This window comes from Streptomyces sp. NPDC004658 (assembly GCF_040609555.1).
Lineage (GTDB): Bacteria > Actinomycetota > Actinomycetes > Streptomycetales > Streptomycetaceae > Streptomyces.
In genome coordinates this window covers 46,756-71,566 of record NZ_JBEXKG010000016.1, presented here as the reverse complement: position 1 = coordinate 71,566, position 24,811 = coordinate 46,756, and the positions used below count along the sequence as shown (strand labels likewise).

Genomic DNA, 24,811 nt, shown 5'->3' with positions numbered 1-24,811 from the left:
TGTCCGCGTTGATGGCCTCCCGGCTCCGCGCTGTACCTTCGTCCTCACGTCGTAGAGGAGAGTCAACGTGAGCAAGTTCGTGCGGCCGGCGGCCGAGGGCGCCGACCCCTTCGGTACCGCCCGTCTGCGTCGCGGTGTCCTCGACGCCTGGGCGACCAGCCCCGCCCGGTTCCGGGAGGACGCCAACGCCGAGGAGGACCTGGTCCTCGGGGGGTACCGGGACCGGCTCGTCGTCGAACTGGCCCAGAACGCCGCCGACGCCGCCGCGCGGGCGCACGTGCCGGGGCGGCTGCGGCTCACCCTCCGCGACGGCGTGCTCGTGGCCGCGAACACCGGTGCCCCGCTGGACGCGGCCGGTGTCGAGTCCCTGTCCACGCTGCGGGCCTCCGCGAAGCGGGACGCCGAGGCGACGCAGGGTGCCGTCGGCCGGTTCGGGGTCGGGTTCGCCGCCGTGCTCGCCGTCACCGACGAACCGGCGATCGTGGGGCGGCACGGGGGTGTGCGCTGGTCCCTCGCGGAGGCGAGGGAGCTGGCCGCCGACACCGCCCGGCACAGCCCCGGGCTGGGGGACGAGGTGCGGCGGCGGGACGGGCACGTGCCCCTGCTGCGGTTGCCGTTCGCCGCCGAGGGCACCGCTCCGGAGCCGTACGACACCGCCGTCATCCTGCCGCTGCGCGACGCCGCCGCCGCCGATCTCGCCGAGCGGCTGCTCGACGGCATCGACGACGCCCTGCTCCTCGCCCTGCCCGGGCTGAGCGAGGTCGTCGTGGAGGTCAACGGCGAGGCGCCCCGGACGCTCAGCCGGCGTACCGACGGCCCCTTCACCATCGTGGAGGACTCCCGCAACGGCATCACCAACTGGCGCACGGCGTCCGCGAACGGGGCCCTCACGCCCGATCTCCTCGCCGGCCGGCCGGTCGAGGAGCGGCTGCGACCGCACTGGTCGGTGACCTGGGCCGTGCCCGTCGACGCCTACGGCGCACCGGTCCCGCCCCGCACGAGCCCGGTCGTGCACGCGCCGACGCCGAGCGACGAGCCCCTCGGTGTGCCCGCCCTGCTCATCGCCTCCTTCCCCCTCGACACCACCCGCCGGCACGCGGCACCCGGCCCGCTCACCGACTTCCTGGTGGAGCGCGCCGCCGACACCTACGCCGAACTGCTCGCCTCCTGGCGTCCGGTACTGGCCGGGATCATCGACCTCGTGCCGGGTCCGCTCGGCAAGGGCGCGCTGGACGGGGCCCTGCGGCAGGCCGTGCTGGAGCGGCTGCCGCGCACCGCCTTCCTGCCCCCGGCGGTCGAGGCGAAGGGCGACGACGAGCTGCCTGAGGCGCTGCGGCCCCGGGACGCCGAGATCGTGGAGGGCGCCGGCGCCGACACCGTGCGGGTGCTCGCCGAGGTGCTGCCCACCCTGCTCCCGGCGGGGCTGGAGCGGCGCGTCGAACTGCGCACCCTCGGGGTCGCCCGGCTGCCGCTCGCCGACGCCGTCGACCGGCTCGCCGGGCTGGAGAAGGAGCCGCGGTGGTGGTGGCGGCTGTACGACAGCCTGGCCGGGGTCGACCCCGAGCGGCTGTCGGGACTGCCGGTGCCGCTCGCCGATGGTCGTACGACGATCGGGCCCCGGCAGGTGCTGCTGCCCACGCCGGACGCCGCCCGGATCGATCCGGACGTGCTGGGCCGGCTCGGGCTGAAGGTGGCGCACGCGGACGCCGCGCACCCGCTGCTGGAGAAGCTCGGCGCGCTGCCCGCGACCCCGCGCGCGGTGCTGACCACCCCGCAGATCCGGGCCGCCGTGGCGGGTTCGCTGGAGGAGGACGGCGCCCTCGGCTGGGAGGAGGACGCGCCGGACGCCGAGGAACTGGCCGACACGGTGCTCGCGCTGGTGCGGGACGCGGGGCTGGAACCCGGGGACGAGCCCTGGCTGGGCGCCCTCGCGCTGCCCGACGAGGACGGGGAACTCGCGCCCGCCGGTGAGCTGGTGTTCCCCGGCAGCCCCTTCGCCCGGGTCATCCGCGAGGGTGAACTGGCCGCCGTGGACGCCGACCTGGCGGAGAGGTGGGGGGAGCAGCCGCTCGCCGCGTGCGGGGTGCTCGCCGACTTCGCGCTCGTGAGGGCCACGGACGTCGTGCTGGACCCGGACGAACTGGAGCCCCGGGAGGGCGACTGGGCCGAGCCCGACGACGCCGGTCTGCTGGACGCCGTGGACGTGTGGTGCGAGGACATCCTCGACCGGTTCCCGGACAGCCCGGTCCCGCCGGTCGCCACCGAACTCGTCGCCGTCCGCGACCTGGACCTGGTGGACGACGACCACTGGCCCGAGGCGCTCGCCCTGCTGGCCCGGCCGCCGCTGCGGGACGCCCTCACCCAGCCCGTGCGCATCCTGCTGCCCGACGGCACCCACGAGGTCGTACGGCCGTACACCGCGTGGTGGCTGCGCGGGCACCCGGTGCTCGACGGGCGGCGCCCGGCCGGGCTGCTCGCGGCCGGCGGCGACCCGCTGCTGCGCGGGCTGTACGACGAGGCCGACGCCACCGGGTTCGAGGACGAGCAGGTGCTGCGGGCGCTCGGTGTGCGCACCTCCGTCGACGCGCTGCTGGACGAGCCCGGCGGCGCCGCCGAGCTGCTGGACCGCCTCGCCGACCCGGAGCGGCCCGTGACGCCGGCTCAGCTGCACGGGCTGTACAGCGCGCTGGCGGAGCTGGACCCCGAGCAGGTGACCCTGCCGGACGAGCTGCGGGCCGTGGTCGACGGGCGTGTGCGGGTCGTGGACGCCGGGTCGGCCGTCGTGGTCGACTCGCCGGACCTGCTGCCGTTCACCTCGGGCGTGCCGCTGCTGCCGGTCCGGCCCGCGCGGGCGGCCGAGCTGGCCGAGCTGTTCCAGGTGCGGCGGCTGAGCGAGTCCGTCACCGGCGCGGTGCACTCCGAGGGGACCGAGCACGACGTACCGGACGCGGTGCGCGTGCTGCTCGGGCCGCGGACGCCGGACACCTACGTCGAGCACGAGGAACTCGTCGTGGACGGCGTGGAGATCGACTGGCGGCTGACCGACGACGGTGTCCTGCACGCGGCCACCCTGGAGGGGGTCGCGGCGGGGCTGGCCTGGGCGGCGGGGCAGTGGCCCCGGCGGTTCGAGGTGGCCGCGCTGCTGGAGGACCCGTCGCGGACGGAGGAGCTGGCGCGGGACCGCTGGTTCGACTGACCCCGGCCGCTTCCGCCGGAGGCGTTCCCTCCCCCTGCACTCCCGCACAGAATTTTCACTACTCGTACAACCTTTCACATTGTTCCCGTGTCACATCTGCGGAGTCACCCGACTCCCCAGATCTCAACGTGGGGACCACACATGCGCATCCGTGCCTCTGTCGCCGTCGTCGGCGGCGCCCTGGCCCTGTCCGCCCTCGCCGTCCCGGCCGCCCAGGCCGACGGCGGCTACGGCGACACGAAGATCACCAAGGTGGTCGTCGACGGTGACAACAAGGTGCAGATCGGCATCTCCAGCGCGGTGACCGTCAAGGTCAGCGTGACCGCCACCGACAACTCGGGCATCAAGGGCGCCGACGAGTTCACCCTCTACGGCCCCGACAACGGGTACGCGGGCACCGGCAAGCCCACCTGCACCAAGGTCAACGCCACCACCTCGACCTGCACCGCCTCGGTGAAGATCGACCCGAAGACGGACTACCTCACCAACAAGAGCGCCGGCACCTGGTACGTGGACGCGTGGGTCGACGCCAAGGACGGGGACTTCATCTGGAAGCAGAAGGCCGGCTCCTTCTCCTTCCAGCGCGCCGCCCGGCTCACCGCCAACGCCTCCCCGGAGCCGGTGAAGAAGGGCAAGACCGTCACCGTGACGGGCGCCCTCACCCGCGCCAACTGGGAGTCGCTGAAGTACGGCGGCTACGCCTCGCAGTCCGTGAAGCTCCAGTTCCGCAAGAAGAGCTCCAGCACCTACACCACGCTGAAGACCGTCAAGTCGGACTCCAAGGGCAACCTGAAGACGACGACCACCGCCACGGTCGACGGCTACTACCGCTTCTCCTTCGCGGGAGGCTCCACCACCTCGGCGGTCAACGCCACGGGTGACTTCGTCGACGTGAACTGAGCGGCACGGACCCGGCCCCGGGAGCGCCTGCCGTCGCTCCCGGGGGCGGAACGTTCCTTCTCAGTTGTGTCATGGGCCGGTAATCCCCAGGCCAAATCTGACCGGAAAGAGGTCTTGCCGTACAACCAGTCCTCTGCCTCGGAGATCTGATCGCGTGAGTCGACCGACTCCAACGATCACTTCTCCCTCCAGGGGAACGCACATGCGCATACGTGCCACCGTGGCCGCCGTCTCCGGCGCCCTGGCCCTCTCCGCCTTCGCCGTCCCGGCCGCCCACGCCACCGGTGACTCGGGCACGCCGTACACGCTGAACGTCAGCTTCTCGAACGTCACCATCGCCAAGGCGATCAAGGTCGGCACCACCAACGAGGTCAGTGCCACCTACTCGTACACGCTGACGCACGGTTCGGACGTGAACATCGCGGCGAAGGACTTCTACACCGACGCCTTCCTGTACAAGGGCTCGTACGACACCGCCACCGCCGAGCTGTACGGCGACAACCCGGCGACCTGCACCCCCGTCACGACGACGACGGCCACCTGCAAGGGCACCGTCGACATCTACCCGGCCGACGGGGACCTGAAGAGCGCCTGGGCCGGTTCCTGGGGCGTGGCCGCCGAGGCCGTCGCCTTCAACGGCCAGGACCAGAACAACCCCGACCTGAGCAAGGTCGGCTACAAGGACAAGAGCGGCCTCGGCAGCACCCTGGTGCAGCGCTACTCCAAGCTCACGGCCAACGCGGGCCCCGAGCCCGTCGGCAAGGGCAAGACCCTCACGGTGACGGGCAAGCTGACCCGGGCGAACTGGGATGACCACCTGTACCACGGCTACACCAGCCAGCCGGTCAAGCTCCAGTTCCTCAAGAAGGGCACGACCACCTGGACCACCGTCAAGACGGTGTACACGGACTCGTCCGGCAACCTGAAGACCACCACCACCGCGAACTACGACGGCTACTGGCGCTACAGCTTCGCGGGCACCTCGACCACCCCGGCGGTCAACGCCGCGTCCGACTACGTCGACGTGCAGTAGCGGCACCCGGCCGGACCTCAGTCCGGGAAGCGGCGGCCGACCCACCTCCACAGGTACTCCAGGGCGGCCGCCGCCACCGCGGCCACGCCGACCGCCGTCCACGGCAAGGCCATGCCGACCAGCTTCAGCGCGAAGAAGGCCTGGAGCCCGGGCACGGCGAGGACCAGCAGGAAGGCCACGGCCATGGCGGCCACCAGGGCCACCCGCCACCAGGTGTAGGGGCGGGCGATGATCGCCAGGACCCACAGGGAGACCAGGAACAGGGTCAGGGTGGCCGCGCTCGTCTCCGCGGCCAGGGCGCCGGGACCGGTGTAGTGGTGGCGGGCGAGCAGATACGTGACGAACGTCGCGACGCCGGCCACCACCCCGCCGGGAACCGCGTACCGCATCACCCGGCGCACGAAGTGCGGTCTCGCCCGCTCCGTGTTCGGGGCGAGGGCCAGGAAGAAGGCCGGGACACCGATGGTGAGCGTGGACAGCAGGGTCAGGTGCCGGGGCAGGAACGGGTACTCCACCTGCCAGCACACCACCAGCACCGCCAGCAGCACCGAGTAGACCGTCTTCACCAGGAACAGCGTCGCCACGCGCGTGATGTTGCCGATCACCCGGCGGCCCTCGGCGACCACCGCGGGCAGGGCCGCGAAGCTGTTGTCGAGCAGCACGATCTGAGCCACCGCCCGCGTGGCCTCCGAGCCGGAGCCCATGGCGACCCCGATGTCCGCGTCCTTCAGGGCCAGCACGTCGTTCACGCCGTCCCCGGTCATCGCCACCGTGTGCCCGCGCGACTGGAGCGCGCCCACCATGTCCCGCTTCTGCCGCGGGGTCACCCGCCCGAAGACGGTGCCCGCGTCCAGGGCCTGCGCCATCGCCGGCCGCTCGGCGGGCAGCCGGCGCGCGTCCACCACCGTGCCGTCCAGGCCCAGCTTCGCGGCGACCGCGCCGACCGAGACCGCGTTGTCACCGGAGATGACCTTGGCGCGGACGTTCTGCTCGGCGAAGTAGCGCAGGGTGTCGGAGGCGTCGGGCCGCAGCCGCTGGTCCAGGACGACCAGGGCGGTGGGGCGGGCCCCCCGGGCCGGCTCGGGGTCGTCCAGGTCGCGGTGCGCCCGGGCCAGCAGCAGCACGCGCAGGCCCTGCTCGTTCAGGCGCTCGGTCTCGGCCAGGGCCGGGTCGCCGGCGTCGAGGAGGACGTCCGGGGCGCCGAGCAGCCACGTGCTGGTCTCGCCGTCGCCCTCGCTGAACGCGGCCCCGCTGTACCTGCGGGCGGAGGAGAACGGCAGCGACTCGACGCAGCGCCAGTCGTCGCTGTCCGGATAGGCGTCGATGATCGCCTGGAGGGAGGGGTTGGGGCGCGGGTCGGACTCGCCGAGCGCGCCGAGCACCTTGCGCAGGTACGTCTCGTCCGCCCCGTCCAGCGTCCGCAGCTCGGTGACGTCCATGCCGCCCTCGGTGAGCGTGCCGGTCTTGTCCAGGCAGACGGTGTCGACGCGGGCCAGGCCCTCGATGGCCGGCAGCTCCTGCACGAGGCACTGTTTGCGGCCGAGCCGGATGACGCCGATCGCGAAGGCCACGGAGGTGAGCAGCACCAGCCCCTCGGGGACCATCGGCACGATCCCGCCGACCGTGCGGGCCACCGCGTCCTTCAGGTCGTCGTCCTTGACGACGAGCTGGGTGATGACGAGGCCGACCGCCGCCGGGACCATCATCCAGGTGACGTACTTGAGGATCGTGGAGATGCCGGTGCGCAGCTCGGAGTGGACGAGCGTGAACCGGGACGCCTCCTCGGCGAGCTGCGCGGCATAGGCCTCGCGGCCGACCTTGGTGGCCGTGAAGGCGCCGCCGCCCGCGACGACGAAGCTTCCGGACATCACCGGGTCGCCGGGGCGTTTGACGACGGGATCGGCCTCGCCGGTGAGCAGCGACTCGTCGATCTCCAGCCCGTCCGCCTCGGCGCACACCCCGTCGACCACGATCCTGTCGCCGGGGCCGATCTCGACGAGGTCGTCCAGGACGATCTCGTGGGTGGCCACCTCGGTCGCGAGCCCGTCCCGCCGTACCGTCGGCCGGGCCTCCCCGATCACCGCCAGCGAGTCCAGGGTCTGTTTGGCCCGCCACTCCTGGACGATGCCGATCCCGGTGTTGGCGAGGATCACGAACCCGAAGAGGCTGTCCTGGATCGGCGCGACGAACAGCATGACCAGCCACAGGACGCCGATGATCGCGTTGAACCGGGTGAAGACGTTGGCCCGGACGATCTCCCCGAGCGACCGGCTGCTGCGCACCGGTACGTCGTTGACGAGGCCCCGTCCGACGCGGTCCGCGACCTCGGCACCGGTCAGCCCGGCCGCGGGGCTCTTCGGCAGGGCCACGGGATGCACGGGGTCGAGTTCGGCGCCCGCGTCTATATGGCTCATGCATTCGACGGTACGTGGGGATGTGTCCGCCCGCCCACCGGACTCGCCCGGCCGCAGCGGGCGTCGGCCCCGGCCGGCGTCGCTATTCGGCCGGCGTCGGCTTCAGGGCCGCCGCCCGCTTCAGCGCGGCGTCCCGCCTGCGCACGTACCAGACGCCGATCAGTCCCAGCCCGCCCCCGGCCAGGCACGTCCACAGCCACCACAGGTGCCCGTGGTCCTCGAACCAGCCGTAGAAGGGGAGCTGGACCAGGAAGAGGACGAACCACACGAGGGTGCCGCCGGTGATCGTGGCGACCACGGGCCCCTCCAGGGGCTCCGGCGCCTCGTGCTTGGGGGTCCACTTAGCCATGGGCACAGCTTAAGCGCCGCCGGGGTCTACGCGCGGAGATAGCGATCTGCCACTCATACGTTCATACTGAAACCGTTTGTCTTTGACCGCTTCTGATCGTAGGAAACTCCAACGGGGCTCGGGGGAACCCCGCTGGTGATGAGGTCCCGCATGTCCACCTCGGCACCCGCCAAGGCCCCCACCCCCGAAAAGCCGGGTGGCGCGCCCGCGTACGGCGCCCTCGACCGCTACTTCAAGATCTCCGAGCGCGGCAGCACCCTCGCCCGCGAGGTCCGTGGCGGTTTCGCCACCTTCTTCGCGATGGCGTACATCATCGTGCTGAACCCGATCATCCTCAGCAGCGCGAAGGACATGTACGGGCACCACCTGGACAACGGCCAGCTGGTGACGGCGACGGCGCTGACGGCCGCGTTCACCACGCTGCTGATGGGCGTCATCGGCAATGTGCCGATCGCGCTCGCGGCCGGCCTCGGCGTGAACTCGGTCGTCGCCCTCCAGCTCGCCCCCCGCATGTCCTGGCCGGACGCCATGGGCATGGTCGTCCTCGCCGGCTTCGTCGTCATGCTCCTGGTCGCCACCGGGCTGCGCGAGCGCGTGATGAACGCCGTGCCGTTCGGCCTGCGCAAGGCGATCTCCATCGGTATCGGCCTGTTCATCATGCTGATCGGCCTGGTCGACTCCGGCTTCGTCACCCGCATGCCGGACGCCGCCCAGACCACCGTGCCGGTCCAGCTGGGCACCGGCGGCCACCTCACCGGCTGGCCGGTGCTGATCTTCATCCTGGGCGCACTGCTCACCTTCGCGCTGATCGTCCGCAAGGTGCCGGGCGCGATCCTCATCTCCATCGTCGGCATGACCGTCCTCGCGGTGATCATCAACGCGGTCGCCACGATCCCGTCCTGGGGCCTGACGGTCCCGAAGTGGCCGGGCAACCCGCTCGCCACCCCGGACTTCGGCCTGGTCGGAAAGGTGAGCCTGTTCGGCGGCTTCTCCAAGGTCGGCGTGCTGACCGGCATCCTCTTCGTCTTCACGGTCCTGCTGTCGTGCTTCTTCGACGCGATGGGCACGATCATGGGCATCAGCGACGAGGCCAAGCTGACGGACGCCGAGGGCTACATGCCGGGCATCAACAAGGTCCTCTTCGTGGACGGCCTCGCGGTCGCGGCGGGCGGTGCCAGCTCCTCCTCGGCCACCACCGCCTTCGTGGAGTCCACGGCCGGCGTCGGCGAGGGTGCCCGTACCGGCTTCGCGAACGTCGTCACGGGCGGTCTGTTCGCCGTCGCGCTGTTCCTCACCCCGATCGCCACGATGGTCCCGTCCCAGGCGGCCACCCCGGCGCTGGTCGCGGTCGGCTTCCTGATCCTGTCGAACTCCGTCAAGGAGATCGACTGGGCCGACTACACCATCGCGATCCCGGCGTTCGTGACGATGCTGATGATGCCGTTCACCTACTCGATCACGAACGGTATCGGCATGGGCTTCATCACCTTCACGGTGCTGCGCCTGGCCGCCGGGCGGGCCCGGGAGATCCCGGTGGCGATGTACGTCGTCTCGGCGGTCTTCGCCTTCTACTACCTGATGCCGGCCCTGGGCCTGACCTGACCGGCGGGCGTCAGGTGACGCCGTAGAACCTCTCCGTCTCCTCGACGGCGGCCTGGAACCGCTCGTCGAAGTCATCCCGAATGAGCGTCCGGACGACATAGTCCTGGACGCTCATTCCTCTTCTCGCCGCGTGGTGCCGGAGCCGCTCGAGCAGCTCCCCGTCTATCCGCAGGCTGAGCACACTGGTCCCCATGCGTACGAGGGTCGCCACATCCGGCGGCCCGGTGCGTCGCTTTCCGGACCCGGCTCACCCGTACGGGTGATCAGAGGGTTCAGTGGCGGGCGTCACGGGCATCCTGGGCGCGTCCGACTGGTCTTTAGCCAGAGTAATGAGTTACGCTAAAGAACATGCCGGACCTTACCCATGGCGACGACGCGGCCGCCGTGAACGCACTCCGCTCCGCAGTGATGCGGCTGTCCCGTCGGCTCAAGCACCAGCGGGTCGACGAGTCGCTGAGCCCGACCGAGATGTCGGTGCTCGGCACCCTCGCCCGCTGCGGCTCCGCCACCCCGGGCGAACTGGCCCGCAAGGAGCACGTCCAGCCGCCGTCGATGACCCGCATCGTCGCGCTGCTCGAGGCCAAGGGGCTGGTCCGGCTGGAGCCGCACCCCGAGGACCGGCGCCAGAAGGTCGTCACCCAGACCGAGCAGGCCGAGGCCATGCTCGAAGAGAGCCGCCGCAAGCGCAACGCCTTCCTGGCCGGCCTGGCCGACGGCCTCGACGAGGACGAGTGGGCCACGCTGCGCGCCGCCGCCCCCGTGCTGGAGAAACTCGCACACCTGTAAGCGCACCATCCGAGGAGGCGAACCCTTTGAGTACGGGATCCGGAGCACCTTCCGCCCCCGCACCGACCACCCCCACCACCCCCGTTTCCCGCAAGTCCTCGATGTTCAGCTCGCTGAAGATCCGGAACTACCGCCTCTTCTTCATCGGCCAGGTCGTCTCCAACACCGGCACCTGGATGCAGCGCATCGCCCAGGACTGGCTGGTCCTCAGCCTCACCGGCTCCTCCGCGGCCGTCGGCATCACGACGGCCCTGCAGTTCCTGCCCATGCTGCTGTTCGGTCTGTACGGCGGTGTCCTCGTGGACCGTCTGCCCAAGCGCCCCACCCTGCTGGCCACCCAGACCGCCATGGCCCTCACCGGTCTCGCGCTCGCCGCGCTGACCCTCTCCGGCCACGTCCAGGTCTGGCACGTCTATCTCGCGGCCTTCGCCGTCGGCCTCGCCACGGTGCTCGACAACCCGGCCCGGCAGTCCTTCGTCTCCGAGATGGTCGGCCCCGAGCAGCTGCAGAACGCGGTCAGCCTGAACTCGGCGAACTTCCAGTCCGCCCGGCTCGTCGGCCCCGCCGTCGCCGGCCTGATGATCACCGGTGTGGGCACCGGCTGGGCGTTCCTCGCCAACGGCCTGTCCTTCGCCGCGCCGATCGCCGGACTGCTGCTGATGCGCGCCCGCGAGCTGCACGTGGTCGAGCGCGCGCCGCGCGGCAAGGGCCAGCTGCGCGAGGGCCTGCGGTACGTGGCGAAGCGGCCGGAGCTGATCTGGCCGATCGTCCTGGTCGGCTTCATCGGCACCTTCGGCTTCAACTTCCCGGTGTGGCTGTCCGCCTACGCGGACGACGTCTTCCACGCCGGAGCCGGTGCCTACAGCCTCTTCAACACCCTGATGGCCGTCGGCTCCCTGGTCGGCGCCCTGCTGGCCGCGCGGCGCGGTACGGCCCGGCTGCGCGTCCTGATCGCCGCCGCGCTGGCCTTCGGCACGCTGGAGACCGTGGCCGCGGTGGCGCCGTCGTACTGGCTGTTCGCGCTGCTCATGGTCCCGATCGGGGTCTTCGGGCTGACCGTGAACGTCACCGCGAACACCGCCGTGCAGATGGCCACCGACCCGGCCATGCGCGGCCGGGTGATGGCCCTGTTCATGATGGTGTTCATGGGCGGCACGCCGCTGGGCGCGCCGGTGGTCGGCTGGATCACCGACACCTACGGCGCCCGGATCGGCTTCGCGGCCGGTGGTGTGGTGTCGGCGGCGGCGGCCGGGGCGATCGGCCTGGCCCTGGCCCGCATCGGCGGCCTGCGCCTGTCGGTGGGCTGGTACCACGGCCATCCGCGGGTCCGGTTCGTGCCGCGCGAACGGGAGCGGCTGGCGACCGCCGCGTGAGCCTGCCGGCCGGCTTCGGCAGGGTGTCCCCGGGGAGCCCCGGTCGCGGGTGCGCGGGAGGGGGGATCCATGGGCTCGTCGCGGGCGGTGAGCGGCGCGTGAGTCTGCCGGCCGGCCTGGTCAGCGTCCGGTCGGAGGGTCCTGGTCGACCCTGCGGGCCAGTACCTGTCCGGGCCAGGCGTCCGGGCCGTGGGTGCAGGTGTGCACCGGGGTGAAGCCGTTGGCCTCGTTGTGGTCGGCGAGGCGCCGGCCGTCGCCCCAGGCTCGCGTCGGCCCGCCGGGGTATCTCGCCGGGGTGGGCGAGCAGGGCGGCGGGGAACGGCGCGTGAGTCTGCCGGCCGGCCTGGTCAGCGTCCGATCGGAGGGTCCTGGTCGACCCTGCGGGCCAGTACCTGTCCGGACCAGGCGTCCGGGCCGTGGGTGTAGGTGTGGACCGGGGTGAAGCCGTTGGCCTCGTAGTAGGCGACGAGACCGCGGTCGCCGCCCGCGTAGCAGTCCACCCGGAGCAGGCCCACCCCGGCCCGCCGGGTCACCTCGGCGGCGTGCGCGAGCAGCGCGCTGCCCACGCCCCGCCCCTTGAAGCGGCGGTCGGAGGCGAGCCAGTGGATGTACCGCTCGGGCTCGCCGGGCGGCGGAAGGTGGGACAGGTAGGCGCCGGGCCCGTCGGTGAGGGTGAGCGTGGCGGCCGGTACGCCGTCCACCTCGGCGATGTACGTGGTGCCCTCGTCCATGGCGCGGGCGACCGCCTCCACCGTCTTGCGGTGCTCCGACAGCGGCTCGCTGCCCCACTGGCCGGTCCGCCCCTGTGAGACGAGCCACTCCACACTGCTGTCGAGCATGCCGAGTATCGCGGGCAGGTCGGCGGGGACGCCTTCTCGAATGGTGATCGCCATGGCCCCATCATGCCCGCCGGGGTCTGGGATCGTGAGGTGCATGAGACTCTTCGCCGCCGTACTGCCCCCCGGGGACGTCGTGGAGGAACTCGCCGCGGAGGTGGCCCGCTTGAGGCGGCTGCCGGGCTCCGGCCGGCTGCGCTGGACCGAGCGCCCCGGCTGGCACTTCACCCTCGCGTTCTACGGCGAGGTCGCCGACGACGTCGTACCCGCCCTGTCGGACCGCCTGGCCCGCGCCGCCCACCGCACGGATCCCTTCCCGCTCTCGCTCGCGGGCGGCGGCCAGTTCGGCCGGGGACGGGCGCTGTGGACGGGCGCCCGGGGGGACGTGGAGGCGCTGCGGCTGCTGGCCGACCGGGCGGAGGCGGCGGCGCGCAAGGCCGGGGTGCCGATGGGGGAGCACCGGCGCTACAAGGCCCATCTGACGCTGGCCCGCAGCCGGGACGCGGTCGACGTACGGCCGTACGTGACGGGCCTCGCGGAGTTCGTCAGCGGCACGTGGACCGTGGCCGACCTGGTGCTGGTGCGCAGCCGGCTGCCGACGTCGGGGGTGCCGGGGGAGCAGCCGCGGTACGAGGTGGTCGAGCGGTGGGCGCTGGGCGGGGCCGGTTAGTCTCGCATACGTGGACCCGAAAACCCGGAACCGGATCATGGCCGGTGCGCTTGTGTTGATGTTCGTGGTGGTGGCGTTGGCGTCGGCTGTCAGGTAGCGGTCGCGCCCGCGCGGCGGGACCGCATGCCGTGTGCGGCCCCGCCGCGCCCTCGGGCGCTTACCAGGCGAACGCCTCCGGGGACGGGCCCGGGCCCGGGAAGATCTCGTCCAGGCCGGCCAGCAGGTCCTCGCCGAGCTCCAGCTCGACCGCCCTGAGTGCCGACTCCAGCTGTCCGGCGGTGCGCGGGCCGACGATCGGGCCCGTCACGCCGGGACGGGTCAGCAGCCAGGCCAGGGCGACCTCGCCGGGCTCCAGGCCGTGCTTGTCGAGCAGGTCCTCGTAGGCCTGGATCTGCGCGCGGGCCGCCGGGTCCTTGAGGGTGTCCGCGGCCCGGCCGGAGGCGCGGCGACCGCCCTGGACCTCCTTCTTGATGATCCCGCCCAGCAGGCCGCCGTGCAGCGGCGACCAGGGGATGACCCCGAGGCCGTAGTCCTGCGCTGCCGGGATGACCTCCATCTCGGCGCGGCGCTCGGCCAGGTTGTACAGGCACTGCTCGCTGACCAGGCCGATGGTGCCGCCGCGGCGGGCGGCGATCTCGTTGGCCTGGGCGATCTTGTAGCCGGGGAAGTTGCTGGAGCCGGCGTAGAGGATCTTGCCCTGCTGGACGAGGACGTCGATCGCCTGCCAGATCTCCTCGAACGGGGTGTTCCGGTCGATGTGGTGGAACTGGTAGAGGTCGATGTAGTCGGTCTGCAGCCGCTTCAGGCTGGCGTCCACCGCGCGCCGGATGTTCAGCGCGGAGAGCTTGTCGTGGTTGGGCCAGACGGCCGCGCCGTCCGCGTCCATGTTGCCGTACACCTTGGTGGCGATGACGGTCTTCTCGCGCCGGCCGCCGCCCTTGGCGAACCAGTTGCCGATGATGGACTCGGTCCGGCCCTTGTTCTCGCCCCAGCCGTACACGTTGGCCGTGTCGAAGAAGTTGATGCCCGCGTCCAGCGCCGCGTCCATGATCGCGTGGCTGTCGGCTTCGTCGGTCTGCGGACCGAAGTTCATCGTCCCGAGGACGAGTCGGCTGACCTTGAGTCCCGTGCGTCCGAGCTGCGTGTACTCCATGGTCCACAAGCCAACGGCTTGGAGTGCGCTCTACGCAAGGGCTTTCGGGCGGTGGGCGGGCCACTCGCGGGGGAAGTCCCCGGTCGCGAGGACGAGGCCGACCACGGTGCCGGTCAGGTCGATGTCGGTGCCGAAGTCCACCCGCGTGCTCACGGCGTAGTCACCGTCCTTGGGGTCGGTGTGGACATGGCACCGGCCCTGGTAGGGGTCGGCGACGAGGTGGACGGGGACCTCGGCGATGGCGTCTGGACGCACGAGGCGACGCCGGTTTCCGGTCAGCTTGTTCCCGCCGCGTACACCTGTCCGACCCCCCACGCCTCCCGCATCGCCCCCGCGAACGCCTCGGCTATCAGGTGCTCCCCGCGCGCGTTGGGATGCGTGCCGTCGTAGGTGTCGGTGTGGATGTCGTACCCCTCGGGCGGCGAGGCCAGCAGGAGCGGCGAGCGCGGCTCGTCCAGGTCGGCCACCGCCTTGGCGAGCAGCACGTTGAACCGGTCGACCTGCTCGGCGAAGGACGTGTCGGCCGCCGCCCGGATGTTCGGGATGACCGGCAGCAGCACCATCCGGATGCGCGGGTCCGCCTCCCGGGCGCCCGCGACGAAGGCCCGTACGTTCTCCGCCGTCTGCTCGGCGTTCGTGTAGAAGCCGAGGTCGATCAGGCCCAGCGAGACCAGGAGGACGTCGGGGCGGTGGGCGCGCACCGCGTCGCCGATCAGGGGGGCCATGTGCAGCCAGCCCTCGCCCCAGCCCGCGAGGTGGGCGCGCGGGAAGCCGGGCTCGGCGTAGGCGAGGGAGGTCGGGGCGTCGGCCTGCTTGTCGTAGAGCGTCTCGCGCGGCCCGACGAAGGTGAACGGGCCGCCGTACGCCACGCACAGGTGCTGCCACAGCCGGTAACGCCATGTGTGTTCGCCCGCGCTCCCGATCGTCATGGAGTCGCCCACGGGCATGAACCTAAGCATCCGGTCATGATGGACGATCTCCGTGACGCATGGGGCCGGAGGCGGCTGTGAGGCGGGCCACGTCCCGCGGTTCCCGGCGGCCGTGTGCGCTGAACCCCCGGCGGTGATGGCAGGCTTGGGGCATGCGTCGATCGTTCGCCGTCCTCGCCGGGGTCCTGCTCGCCGGTGCCTGCGCGCTGCCCGCCTCCGCCGACGGAACCGCCGACGGGGCGGGTGACCAGGGGTTCACCCTCAAGGACCCGCGGATCACCGAGTCCAGCGGGCTCGCCGCCTCCCGGCTGCACCCCGGCATCTACTGGACGCACAACGACAGCGACGACGGGCCGTACCTCTACGCGGTGGACAGCGCGACCGGGAAGACCGTCGCCCGGATCACCCTGCGCGGCATCGGCTCCCCGCGCGACGTCGAGGCCGTCTCCATCGGGCCGCACAACGAGATCTACGTCGGTGACATCGGCGACAACTTCGGCGGCAAGTGGCCCTACGTCTGGATCTACCGGCTGCCCGAGCCGAAGAACCTCACGGACCAGACGGTCACGGCCACGCAGTACGTCGTGAAGTACTCCGACGGGCCGCGCGACGCCGAGTCCCTGCTCGTACACCCGAAGACCGGACGTGTCTACATCATCGACAAGAAGGAGGACGGCGGGCACCTGTACGAGGGTCCGGCCGCCCTCTCCACCTCGGGTGCGAACGTCTTCAAGCCCATCGCCGCCGTCGACCTCTGGGCCACCGACGCCGCGTTCTCCCCCGACGGCCGGGACCTCGCCGTCCGCGGCTACTTCGGCGGCATCCTGTACCGCTGGAACGGCGGCCGGATCAAGCGCGAGGAGCGCCTGGACGTCCCGTTGCAGGGGCAGGGCGAGTCCGTCACGTACTCCGCCGACGGCACCAAGCTGATGTACGGCAGCGAGGGCGCGGGCAGCGCCGTGCAGGCGGTCGACGCCCCGGACCGCCCCGCCGCGAAGTCCCCGTCCGCGAGCGGGAGTTCCGGCGGCTCGACGGACCAGGGGGGCGGCGGGAGCCTCAAGGTCGGCGCCGTGGTCGTCGCGGTCGGCGTGGCGGCGCTGTTCGGCCTGCGGCGGCTGCGGCGCGGCTGAGCGCACCACGACCGCCCCCGCGGAGGGCGGACGGAAATCAGCGCGTCGCGGTTCTCCTCCGCAGGTCCATTTCCCTGTCCACCGGGAGGTGGAGCAACTCTGCCTCCCAGATGGATTCGAGCGCCCCACCCGGCACGAAATCGTCGTTCCGACCCGTAAGTTGACGGAAAGGAACGTCCATCGTGCGGATAGGACGCTTGGCACCCGTGCTCGCCGTGGGGATCACGGCGACCCTCGTCCCCGCCCTCGCCCCGGCGCAGGCCTCCGCCGCGGACCCGCTGGGGAGGTTCGAGACCCAGAAGCCCGCGTGGCACAGATGCGACGCGTCGGAGCCCGCCGCGTTCCAGTGCGCGACCATCAAGGTCCCGCTCGACTACAGCCGCCCCGACGGCAAGACCGTCAAGCTGGCCGTCTCCCGGCTGAGGACCGGCGTCCCCGGCAAGCGGCACGGCGCGCTCCTCTTCAACCCCGGCGGCCCGGGCGGCGAGGGCCTGGACATGCCCGCCGTGATGAAGGACATGCTGCCCGGGAAGGTCCGCGAGCGGTACGACCTCATCGGCTTCGACCCGCGCGGTGTGGGCCGGAGCACCCCGGTGACCTGCGGCCTCACGGAGGCGGAGCAGAACTCCGAGCACCCCTACAAGGCGGAGACGTTCGGCCGCGACGTCACGTGGGCCCGGACCGTCGCCGACAAGTGCCGTGCCAGGAGCGGCGACAAGCTGCCGTACATCACCACCCGCAACACCGCCCGGGACATGGACGTCATCCGCGCCGTCCTGGGCGAGAAGAAGCTCTCCTACCTGGGGTACTCCTACGGCACGTACCTCGGCGCCGTCTACGCGCAGATGTTCCCCGAGCGCACCGACCGCTTCGTGCTGGACAGCTCCGTCGACCCGGCCCGGGTCTGGCGCGGCATGATCCAGATCTGGGCCTCGGGCACCGAGCCGGCGTTCACCCGCTGGACGAAGTGGACCGCGCGGCACCACCGCACCTACAAGCTCGGTACCACCCCGGCCCAGGTGCGCAAGACCTTCTGGGACCTGGTCGCCCGCGCCGACCGCACGCCCATCGACGACGGCGGCCAGAAGTTCACGGGTGACGACATCCGCGCCGGGCTGCGCCCCGTGTTCTTCTCGCCCAAGTACGCGGCCGAGGCGGTGGCCGAACTCAAGAAGGCCGCGGCCGGCCGCGGTTCCTCCCGCCACTCCCTCCTGCCGCCCGGCGCCCGGCCGTCACCCCGCTGGGCCTCCGCGAAGGCCGGGTCCGGCGCCGCACAGCCTCCGGCGGACAACGGCAGCGCCGCCTTCTGGTCGGTGGTCTGCGGGGACACGGCGGCCTGGCCGCACGACCCGGAGCAGTACCGGCGCGACGCGATCCGGGACAAGGCCACGTACCCGCTCTACGGCGACTTCGGCTCCAACATCACCCCTTGCGCGTTCTGGGACAGGCCGGTCGAGCCCGTCACCAGGGTCGACAACAGGGTCCCCGTGCTGACCGTCCAGAACCAGTGGGACTCCCAGACCCCCCTGGCCAGCGGCCTCGGCATGCACCGCGCCCTGAAGGGCTCCCGCATGGTGTACGTCAAGGGCGGCGAGGGCCACGGCGTCTACGGCGGCGACCCGCGCTCCTGCGCCGACAGGGCGGTCAACGCCTACCTGAGCACCGGCAGGCTCCCGGCACGGGACGTCACCTGCGAGCCGTCCGGCAGGCAGGGCCTCGGCGTGAAGCCGTCACCGGTCCCGGGCCGGTGACCCGCTGACCGACGCGCCGTCGGATCGACGGAGAAGGGCGCCCGGCATGCACCGGGCGCCCTTCGTCGTCGTACGGGAGACGTCAGAGCCTCTCGATCACGTAGTCGACGCACTTCGTCAGCGCCTCGACGTCCGCCGGGTCGATCGCCGGGAACATCGCGATGCGCAGCTGGTTGCGACCGAGCTTGCGGTACGGCTCGGTGTCCACGATGCCGTTCGCGCGCAGCACCTTGGCGACGGCGGCGGCGTCGATCTCGTCGGAGAAGTCGATCGTGCCGATGACCTGCGAGCGCTTGGCCGGGTCCGAGACGAACGGGGTGGCGTACTTGGACTCCTCCGCCCAGGAGTACAGCCGGGTCGAGGAGTCCTTCGTCCGCGCCGTGGACCAGGCGAGGCCGCCCTGGCCGTTGAGCCACTCCAGCTGCTGCTCCAGCAGGAAGAGAGTGGCGAGGGCCGGGGTGTTGTACGTCTGGTTCTTGCGGGAGTTGTCGATCGCCGTGGGGAGCGAGAAGAACTCCGGGACGTGCCGGCCGGAGGCGTGGACCCGCTCGGCGCGCTCGATCGCGGCCGGGGAGAAGACGCCGATCCACAGGCCGCCGTCGGAGGCGAAGGACTTCTGGGGCGCGAAGTAGTAGACGTCGGTCTCGGCGATGTCGACCGGGAGGCCGCCCGCGCCGGAGGTGGCGTCCACCAGGACGAGCGCGCCCTCGTCGGCGCCGGCCACGCGCCTGATCGGCATGGCGACACCGGTGGAGGTCTCGTTGTGGGTGAAGGCGTACACGTCGACGCCGGCCTCGGCCCGCGGCTCCGGGTGGGTGCCGGGCTCGGAGGCGATGACGGTGGGCTCGGCCAGCCAGGGGGCGAGCCCCGCGGCCTTGGCGAACTTCGAGGAGAACTCGCCGAAGTTCAGGTGCTGCGACTTGTTCTCGATCAGGCCGTGCGTGGCGATGTCCCAGAAGGCGGTCGAGCCGCCGTTGCCGAGCACGACCTCGTAGCCCTCGGGGAGGGAGAACAGCTCGGAGATGCCTTCGCGGACCTTGCCGACCAGGTTCTTCACCGGCGCCTGCCGGTGGGAGGTGCCCAGCAGGGAGGTGCCGGTGGCGGCGAGGGCGTCCAGCGCCTCGGTGCGCACCTTGGAGGGGCCAGCGCCGAAACGTCCGTCGGCGGGCTTGATGTCAGCGGGAATCTGGATGTCGGCCACGGCACGAGGTTAGCCCGTGGCGGAAAGCGACGTGGAGACGTGTCCGTCCGATGAGACGAGATCACCGGGACGTGGACTTGTGAGGTTGTACGACGATAGGGGCGGGCCTGTGGACAAAGCTCGGTGACCGAGCGTGACGGGATGCATCCTGGACGCATGACGGATCACTCGGGTCTGGAAGCGGAGCTGCGCGGGGCCGTCCGGGGCGAGGTCGGCTTCGACGCCACCAGCCGGGCGCTGGTCACCATGGACGCGTCCAACTACCGGCGCGTCCCCCTCGGGGTCGTGGCGCCCAGGGACGCCGACGACGTGGCCGCCGTGCTGGAGGTGTGCCGCGCGCGTGGCGTGCCGGTGGTGGCGCGCGGCGGGGGCACGTCGATCGCCGGGCAGGCGACCGGCACCGGCGTGGTGCTGGACTTCACCCGGCACATGAACGGCCTGGTGGAGCTGGACCCGGGCAGCAGGACGGCCGTCGTCCAGCCGGGCCTCGTCCTGGACCGGCTCCAGGAGGCCGCAGCCCCGCACGGACTCCGGTTCGGCCCCGACCCGTCCACGCACAGCCGGTGCACGCTCGGCGGGATGATCGGCAACAACGCGTGCGGCTCCCACTCGGTCGCCTGGGGCACCACCGCGGACAGCGTGCGCGAGCTGTCCGTGATCACCGCGCGAGGGCAGCGGCTGCGGCTCGGACCGGGCTGGGCGGGCGCCCCGGACGGGCTGCGGGAGCTGGCCGACGGCGAACTGGCCCGGCTGCGCACCGGATTCCCGGACCTGCCCCGCCGCATCTCCGGGTACGCGCTGGACGCGCTGCTGCCCGAGAAGGGCGCCGACGTCGCCCGGTCCTTCTGCGGCTCCGAGGGCACCCTGGCCCTCCTCACCGAGGCGGTGGTCCGCCTGGTCGAGGCGCCGCGCGCACGTGCCCTGGCCGTGCTGGCGTACACCGACGACAGCGCCGCCGCGGAGGCCGCCGCCGGCCTGCTGCCGCTGCGGCCGCTCACGGTGGAGGGCATGGCCGCCGACCTGGTGCCGGCCGGTGCCGGGCTGCCCCGGGGAGGCGCCTGGCTGTTCGTGGAGACCGGCGGGCGGACGGCGCGGGAGGCACGCGCGCGGGCGGAGGAGGCCGTGCGCGCCGCCGACGTCGTGTCCGCGCTGGTCGTCACCGACCCGGCGGACCAGCGGACCCTGTGGCGCATCCGCGAGGACGCGTCCGGCACGGCCACCCGGATGCCGGACGGCACGGAGGCCTGGCCCGGCTGGGAGGACTGCGCGGTGCCGCCCGCCCGGCTCGGCGCCTACCTGCGCGACTTCCGCGCTCTGCTCGCCGCCCACGGCCTGCGGGGCACGCCCTACGGCCACTTCGGTGACGGCTGCATCCACGTCCGCGTCGACTTCGACCTGCTCACCGAGGCCGGTGTGGGCCGCTTCCGCCGCTTCTCCGGGGAACTGGCCGACCTGGTGGTGGCCCACGGCGGCTCGCTGTCCGGGGAGCACGGCGACGGGCAGGCCCGCGCCGAACTGCTGCCCCGCATGTACGGCGCGGAGACGGTGCGGCTCTTCGAGCGGGCCAAGGCGGTCTGGGACCCCGACGACCTGCTCAACCCCGGCATGCTGGTGCGCCCGGCCCCGCTCGACGCGAACCTCCGCTTCTCCGTGCTGCCGGCCCGCCCGGTCGACGTCGCCTTCGGCTACCCGGCGGACGGCGGCGACTTCACCGCGGCCGTCCGCCGCTGCGTCGGCGTCGCCAAGTGCCGTACGACCACGGCGGCCGGCCCCGCCGTGATGTGCCCCTCCTTCCGGGTCACCGGCGAGGAGGAGCACTCCACGCGCGGCCGGGCCCGGCTGCTGCACGAGATGCTCGCGGGCGAGCTGATCACCGGCGGCTGGCGCTCCCCGGAGGTCCGTGACGCCCTCGACCTGTGCCTGTCCTGCAAGGGGTGCCGCTCGGACTGCCCGGTCGGCGTCGACATGGCCACCTACAAGGCGGAGTTCCTGCACCACCACTACGCCGGCCGCCGTCGCCCCGCCGCCCACCACACCCTGGGCCGGCTCCCGCAATGGCTCCGCTGGACCGCCCGCACGAAGACGGCTCCGCTGGTCAACGCCCTGGCCCGGACAGGCCCGCTGGCCGGTCTCGGCAAACGGCTGGCCGGGATCACACCGGAACGGGAGATCCCGCGCCTGGCGGCACAGACGTTCACGGCGTGGTGGCGCGGCCGGGTGCCCGCCAAGGGCGCCGGGAACCTGGTCGTCCTGTGGCCGGACACCTTCACCGAGCATCTGGCGCCGTCGGTCGGCCGGGCCGCCGTGCGGGTGCTGGAGGCCGCCGGGCTACGGGTGGCCCTGCCTCCGACGCTGCTGCTGCCCCGGGGAGCGATCGCGGACGGCAGGACCAGGGCGGCGACCGCGCTGCTCGCCGCCCGCCGGAGCCGGGTCTGCTGCGGACTGACCTACGTCTCCACCGGCCAGCTGGACCGCGCCCGCACGGTCCTGCGCCGCACGCTCGACCTGATGGAACCGGTGCTGCGGGCCGGGGTCCCGGTCGTCGTCCTGGAACCGAGCTGCGCCGCCGCCCTCCGCACCGACCTCCCCGACCTCCTGCCCGACGACCCGCGCGCCGCCCGGCTGTCCGCCGCCGTCCGCACCTTTGCCGAGACCCTGGAACGGCACGCCCCGCACTGGACCCCGCCCGCCGTCGGCCGCCCGGTCGCCGGCCAGACCCACTGCCACCAGCACGCGGTGCTCGGCGACACCCCCGACCGCCGGCTGCGCGCCGCCGCCGGCCTGACCGGTGACCTGAGCGGAGGCTGCTGCGGGCTGGCGGGCAACTTCGGTTTCGAGAAGGGCCACTTCGAGGTCTCCCGGGCCTGCGCGGAGGAACAGCTCCTGCCGTCGGTACGGCAGGCGCCGCCGGACACGGTGATCCTGGCGGACGGCTTCTCCTGCCGCACCCAGCTGGAGCAGCTCGCCGGCGTCCGGGGCCGGCACCTGGCGGAGGTCCTGGCCGAGGCGCTGGACTCCCCGGCGGGAGGTGCCGAGTGAGCGAGGAGTACACCCGCCTGGCGGTCCTCTCCGACATCCACGGCGTGCTGCCCGCCCTGGAGGCGGTCCTGGCGGAGCCGGAGGTGGCCGCCGCCGAGCGGATCGTCCTCACCGGGGACATCGCGGCGGGCCCGCAGCCGGCCGAGGTACTGGACCTGCTGCGCCGGCTGGGCGACCGGGTGCTGTGGATCGGCGGCAACGCGGACCGGGAGCTGGTGGAGTACCGGCGGGGCGAACGCACGGAGATCCCGGACCCCATCGGCCCGTACGCCGCCCGGGCGCTGCGCCCGGACCAGGTCGACTTCCTGGCCGCCCTGCCGCGCACCCGCACCCTGCGCGTGCGCGGCCTCGGCCCGGTCCTCTTCTGCCACGCCACCCCGCGCGACGACGAGGAACTGGTGCTGGTCGACTCGCGCCCGGCCCGCTGGGCGGAGGTCTTCGCCGCCCTGCCGCCCGGCGTCGGCACCGTCGTCTGCGGCCACACCCACATGCCCTACGTCCGCCTGGCCCACGGCCGCCTGGTGGTCAACCCCGGCAGCGTCGGTATGCCCTACGGCCGCCCCGGCGCCCACTGGTGCCTCCTCGGCCCCGGCACCGACCTGCGCGTGACGCCGTACGACATACCGGCCGCGGTGGCCCGGCTGACCCGGGAGTGCGCCTACCCGGACATCGCCGCGTGGGCCGACTACTTCCTGTACGCCCGGGCGACGGACACGGACGTGCTGGAGGCGTGGGGACCGAAGGACGGGCGGGACGCTTCGTAGGGTGAGAACACCCGCGATCTTCACGGACGCAGGCGGCGTCGTCAGCGGCACAGCGGCACCGTCACGCGCGCCGGCGTCCCCACCGCCGCAGTCCCGGCCTCGCCACAGGGGCCGGCCCCGTCCTCGAAGGAGCCCCGCCCATGTCGCTCACCCTCCGTCCCCTCACCCGTGCCGAGCATCTCGCCTTCGTGGCGGAGCGGCCCTCGGTCAGCCCCATGCAGGTGCCGTCGTGGGGGGACGTGAAACCCGACTGGCGGGCCGAGAGCCTCGGATGGTTCGAGGCGGACGGGCGGCTCGTGGGGGCCGGGCTGGTGCTGCTGCGGCCGTTGCCCCGGGTCAAGCGGTACCTGGCCTACCTCCCCGAAGGGCCCGTCATCGACTGGGAGGCGCCCGGCCTGGAGCGCTGGCTGGAGCCTCTGCTGGCCCACCTCAAGGCCCGGGGCGCCTTCTCGGTGAAGATGGGGCCGCCCGTGGTGGCCCGGCGGTGGAGCCCGGAGGCGGTCAAGGACGCCATCGCCGACCCCTCGGCGCGCCGGCTGCGCGACGTACCGGCGACGTCGTGCGAGCCGGGGCTGGACCTCGCCGAGCGGCTGCGCGGCATGGGCTGGCGGCGCACCGAGCCCGGCGGGAGCGGGTTCGCCGCCGGGCAGCCCCGGTACGTGTGCCAGGTCCCGCTGAAGGACCGGTCCCTAAAGGACATCCACCGCGGGCTCAACCAGCAGTGGCGGCGCAACATCAAGAAGGCCGAGAAGGCGGGCGTGAAGATCGTCCGGGGCGGGGCGGAGGACCTGTCGGTCTTCTACGGCCTCTACACCGAGACCGCCGAGCGCGACCGCTTCGTCCCGCGCCCCCTGCCGTACTTCCAGCGCATGTGGAACGCGCTCACCGCGGAGCATCCCGACCGGATGCGGCTCTACCTCGCCCACCACGACGGGGACGTCCTCGCCGCGGCCACCCTGCTGATCGTCGGCCGGCACGTCTGGTACTCCTACGGCGCCTCCACCAGCCGCAGGCGCGAGGTGCAGCCCAACAACGCCATGCAGTGGCGGATGATGTGCGACGCCCACGGACTCGGCGCGCACGTCTACGACTTCCGGGGCATCACCGACACCCTGGAGGAGTCCGACCACCTGCTCGGTCTGCTCCGCTTCAAGGTGGGCGCGGGCGGTGAGGCCGTCGAGTACGTGGGGGAGTGGGACTTCCCGCTGAACCGGCTGCTGCACAAGGCGTTCGACCTCTATCTGGCCCGCCGCTGAGGCCGCTCTCAGGTTCTTCGTGGAACTCCCAGCTCGTCGTGGACCGGGGCCGCGTCGTGGAGACCGGCCGCCACGACGAACTCCTCGCCCGGGGCGGCGCCTACGCCCGGCTGCACCGCTCGCAGAACAACGCGGCGCTGGACACCGGGGAACTGCGCCTGCCGCTGTGGGAGGAACAGCGGGGGGCACCGGCGCCGGTGGACGCGTACGGGAAGGGGTACGCGTACGGGCATGAGGCGTACGCCCCGACGTACCCCGCGCCGCACGCCCCCGCATACGCCCCCGGACACGTGCCCTCGGCGCTGCCGGACGGCCGTCCGCTGTTCCGGGACGAGGAGGCGTGGCCGGGCACCTGATCCCAGGATCCGGGACAGTCCCGTCAAGGGTTCACGCACCTGTCCAAGTCCATTACCCTGGACCTGGTAGTAC

The 24,811-nt window shown here is 72.5% G+C and carries 19 protein-coding genes and 2 pseudogenes; 13 read left to right on the top strand and 8 right to left on the bottom strand.

Features of this window, described 5'->3' with window-relative positions:
* Nucleotides 1-67 precede the first annotated feature (67 nt).
* The 3 genes from ABZV94_RS09210 to ABZV94_RS09200 all read left to right on the top strand — a co-directional run bounded on the left by ABZV94_RS09210 (nucleotide 68) and on the right by ABZV94_RS09200 (nucleotide 5,129).
* Entirely contained in the window at nucleotides 68-3,196 is a 3,129-nt protein-coding gene (locus ABZV94_RS09210) for a molecular chaperone Hsp90 (protein WP_356338811.1), read from the top strand.
* A 141-nt stretch (nucleotides 3,197-3,337) separates the two neighbouring features.
* A complete protein-coding gene (locus ABZV94_RS09205) occupies nucleotides 3,338-4,096 on the top strand; it encodes a calcium-binding protein (protein WP_356338808.1) in 759 nt (252 codons plus the stop codon).
* A 202-nt stretch (nucleotides 4,097-4,298) separates the two neighbouring features.
* Entirely contained in the window at nucleotides 4,299-5,129 is an 831-nt protein-coding gene (locus ABZV94_RS09200; protein ID WP_356338806.1) for a hypothetical protein, read from the top strand.
* 17 nt (nucleotides 5,130-5,146) lie between these two features.
* Here ABZV94_RS09200 and ABZV94_RS09195 read toward each other — a convergent pair whose 3' ends face one another.
* Complete coding sequence (locus ABZV94_RS09195; RefSeq protein ID WP_356338803.1) at nucleotides 5,147-7,543, bottom strand: HAD-IC family P-type ATPase; 2,397 nt, start codon at nucleotides 7,541-7,543, stop codon at nucleotides 5,147-5,149.
* Between the two features lie 82 nt (nucleotides 7,544-7,625).
* Complete coding sequence (locus ABZV94_RS09190; RefSeq protein WP_356338801.1) at nucleotides 7,626-7,892, bottom strand: DUF2530 domain-containing protein; 267 nt, start codon at nucleotides 7,890-7,892, stop codon at nucleotides 7,626-7,628.
* A 150-nt stretch (nucleotides 7,893-8,042) separates the two neighbouring features.
* On the opposite strand from ABZV94_RS09190, the gene ABZV94_RS09185 reads away from it, so the two are divergent.
* Nucleotides 8,043-9,494, top strand: a complete 1,452-nt coding sequence (locus ABZV94_RS09185) for an NCS2 family permease (RefSeq protein ID WP_356338798.1) — start codon at nucleotides 8,043-8,045, stop codon at nucleotides 9,492-9,494.
* Nucleotides 9,495-9,504: 10 nt separating this feature from the next.
* On the opposite strand, the gene ABZV94_RS09180 is transcribed toward ABZV94_RS09185, so the two are convergent.
* A complete protein-coding gene (locus tag ABZV94_RS09180; RefSeq protein WP_356338796.1) occupies nucleotides 9,505-9,687 on the bottom strand; it encodes a ribbon-helix-helix protein, CopG family in 183 nt (60 codons plus the stop codon).
* A gap of 155 nt (nucleotides 9,688-9,842) precedes the next feature.
* Between ABZV94_RS09180 and ABZV94_RS09175 the strand changes: the two genes are divergently transcribed.
* Both ABZV94_RS09175 and ABZV94_RS09170 read left to right on the top strand, forming a co-directional pair.
* Nucleotides 9,843-10,280, top strand: coding sequence for a MarR family transcriptional regulator (locus ABZV94_RS09175; protein WP_103809784.1), 438 nt, complete (start codon nucleotides 9,843-9,845; stop codon nucleotides 10,278-10,280).
* 26 nt (nucleotides 10,281-10,306) lie between these two features.
* The gene (locus tag ABZV94_RS09170) at nucleotides 10,307-11,653 is read left to right on the top strand and encodes an MFS transporter (RefSeq protein ID WP_356338794.1); all 1,347 of its coding nucleotides are present in this window, start codon (nucleotides 10,307-10,309) and stop codon (nucleotides 11,651-11,653) included.
* 347 nt (nucleotides 11,654-12,000) lie between these two features.
* Here the strand turns inward: ABZV94_RS09170 and ABZV94_RS09165 are convergent, their stop codons facing one another.
* Complete coding sequence (locus tag ABZV94_RS09165; protein ID WP_356338792.1) at nucleotides 12,001-12,546, bottom strand: GNAT family N-acetyltransferase; 546 nt, start codon at nucleotides 12,544-12,546, stop codon at nucleotides 12,001-12,003.
* Nucleotides 12,547-12,586: 40 nt separating this feature from the next.
* Here ABZV94_RS09165 and thpR point away from each other — a divergent pair, with 40 nt between their 5' ends.
* Nucleotides 12,587-13,159: an RNA 2',3'-cyclic phosphodiesterase gene (gene thpR / locus ABZV94_RS09160; RefSeq protein ID WP_356338790.1), complete on the top strand. Its 573-nt coding sequence runs from the start codon at nucleotides 12,587-12,589 to the stop codon at nucleotides 13,157-13,159.
* A 157-nt stretch (nucleotides 13,160-13,316) separates the two neighbouring features.
* Here thpR and ABZV94_RS09155 read toward each other — a convergent pair whose 3' ends face one another.
* The 3 genes and pseudogenes from ABZV94_RS09155 to ABZV94_RS09145 all read right to left on the bottom strand — a co-directional run bounded on the left by ABZV94_RS09155 (nucleotide 13,317) and on the right by ABZV94_RS09145 (nucleotide 15,271).
* Entirely contained in the window at nucleotides 13,317-14,312 is a 996-nt protein-coding gene (locus ABZV94_RS09155; protein WP_356338788.1) for an aldo/keto reductase, read from the bottom strand.
* A gap of 30 nt (nucleotides 14,313-14,342) precedes the next feature.
* Nucleotides 14,343-14,555 (bottom strand): annotated as a pseudogene (locus ABZV94_RS09150) (hypothetical protein); the annotation flags it as partial.
* A 32-nt stretch (nucleotides 14,556-14,587) separates the two neighbouring features.
* On the bottom strand, nucleotides 14,588-15,271 hold the full coding sequence (locus tag ABZV94_RS09145; RefSeq protein ID WP_356338786.1) for a GDSL-type esterase/lipase family protein: 684 nt from the start codon (nucleotides 15,269-15,271) through the stop codon (nucleotides 14,588-14,590).
* Between the two features lie 122 nt (nucleotides 15,272-15,393).
* Between ABZV94_RS09145 and ABZV94_RS09140 the strand changes: the two genes are divergently transcribed.
* The gene (locus ABZV94_RS09140) at nucleotides 15,394-16,371 is read left to right on the top strand and encodes a WD40 repeat domain-containing protein (RefSeq protein ID WP_356338784.1); all 978 of its coding nucleotides are present in this window, start codon (nucleotides 15,394-15,396) and stop codon (nucleotides 16,369-16,371) included.
* 182 nt (nucleotides 16,372-16,553) lie between these two features.
* Nucleotides 16,554-18,122, top strand: coding sequence for an alpha/beta fold hydrolase (locus ABZV94_RS09135; protein ID WP_356338783.1), 1,569 nt, complete (start codon nucleotides 16,554-16,556; stop codon nucleotides 18,120-18,122).
* 82 nt (nucleotides 18,123-18,204) lie between these two features.
* Here ABZV94_RS09135 and serC read toward each other — a convergent pair whose 3' ends face one another.
* A complete protein-coding gene (gene serC, locus ABZV94_RS09130) occupies nucleotides 18,205-19,323 on the bottom strand; it encodes a phosphoserine transaminase (RefSeq protein ID WP_356338780.1) in 1,119 nt (372 codons plus the stop codon).
* Between the two features lie 156 nt (nucleotides 19,324-19,479).
* Between serC and ABZV94_RS09125 the strand changes: the two genes are divergently transcribed.
* From ABZV94_RS09125 to ABZV94_RS09110, 4 genes and pseudogenes are all read left to right on the top strand, one after another.
* Nucleotides 19,480-22,362 carry an FAD-binding and (Fe-S)-binding domain-containing protein gene (locus ABZV94_RS09125; protein WP_356338778.1) on the top strand — a complete coding sequence of 961 codons (2,883 nt, stop codon included), beginning with the start codon at nucleotides 19,480-19,482 and terminating at the stop codon, nucleotides 22,360-22,362.
* Entirely contained in the window at nucleotides 22,359-23,126 is a 768-nt protein-coding gene (locus ABZV94_RS09120; protein ID WP_356338775.1) for a metallophosphoesterase family protein, read from the top strand. The genes ABZV94_RS09125 and ABZV94_RS09120 overlap by 4 nt, the downstream gene beginning before the upstream one ends.
* 140 nt (nucleotides 23,127-23,266) lie before the next feature.
* Nucleotides 23,267-24,382, top strand: coding sequence for a peptidoglycan bridge formation glycyltransferase FemA/FemB family protein (locus ABZV94_RS09115; protein ID WP_356338773.1), 1,116 nt, complete (start codon nucleotides 23,267-23,269; stop codon nucleotides 24,380-24,382).
* Nucleotides 24,322-24,738 (top strand): annotated as a pseudogene (locus ABZV94_RS09110) (hypothetical protein); the annotation flags it as partial. The gene ABZV94_RS09115 and the pseudogene ABZV94_RS09110, both read left to right, overlap by 61 nt.
* Nucleotides 24,739-24,811 lie beyond the last annotated feature (73 nt).

Bases quoted from the DNA above. Each gene is read 5' to 3' on its own strand.
- ABZV94_RS09205 (WP_356338808.1), top strand. From the start codon at position 3,338: ATGCGCATCCGTGCCTCTGTCGCCGTCGTCGGCGGCGCCCTGGCCCTG.
- ABZV94_RS09200 (WP_356338806.1), top strand. From the start codon at position 4,299: ATGCGCATACGTGCCACCGTGGCCGCCGTCTCCGGCGCCCTGGCCCTC.
- ABZV94_RS09195 (WP_356338803.1), bottom strand. From the start codon at position 7,543: ATGAGCCATATAGACGCGGGCGCCGAACTCGACCCCGTGCATCCCGTG.
- ABZV94_RS09190 (WP_356338801.1), bottom strand. From the start codon at position 7,892: ATGGCTAAGTGGACCCCCAAGCACGAGGCGCCGGAGCCCCTGGAGGGG.
- ABZV94_RS09185 (WP_356338798.1), top strand. From the start codon at position 8,043: ATGTCCACCTCGGCACCCGCCAAGGCCCCCACCCCCGAAAAGCCGGGT.
- ABZV94_RS09180 (WP_356338796.1), bottom strand. From the start codon at position 9,687: ATGGGGACCAGTGTGCTCAGCCTGCGGATAGACGGGGAGCTGCTCGAG.
- ABZV94_RS09175 (WP_103809784.1), top strand. From the start codon at position 9,843: ATGCCGGACCTTACCCATGGCGACGACGCGGCCGCCGTGAACGCACTC.
- ABZV94_RS09165 (WP_356338792.1), bottom strand. From the start codon at position 12,546: ATGGCGATCACCATTCGAGAAGGCGTCCCCGCCGACCTGCCCGCGATA.
- thpR (WP_356338790.1), top strand. From the start codon at position 12,587: ATGAGACTCTTCGCCGCCGTACTGCCCCCCGGGGACGTCGTGGAGGAA.
- ABZV94_RS09155 (WP_356338788.1), bottom strand. From the start codon at position 14,312: ATGGAGTACACGCAGCTCGGACGCACGGGACTCAAGGTCAGCCGACTC.
- ABZV94_RS09145 (WP_356338786.1), bottom strand. From the start codon at position 15,271: ATGCTTAGGTTCATGCCCGTGGGCGACTCCATGACGATCGGGAGCGCG.
- ABZV94_RS09140 (WP_356338784.1), top strand. From the start codon at position 15,394: ATGCGTCGATCGTTCGCCGTCCTCGCCGGGGTCCTGCTCGCCGGTGCC.
- ABZV94_RS09125 (WP_356338778.1), top strand. From the start codon at position 19,480: ATGACGGATCACTCGGGTCTGGAAGCGGAGCTGCGCGGGGCCGTCCGG.
- ABZV94_RS09115 (WP_356338773.1), top strand. From the start codon at position 23,267: ATGTCGCTCACCCTCCGTCCCCTCACCCGTGCCGAGCATCTCGCCTTC.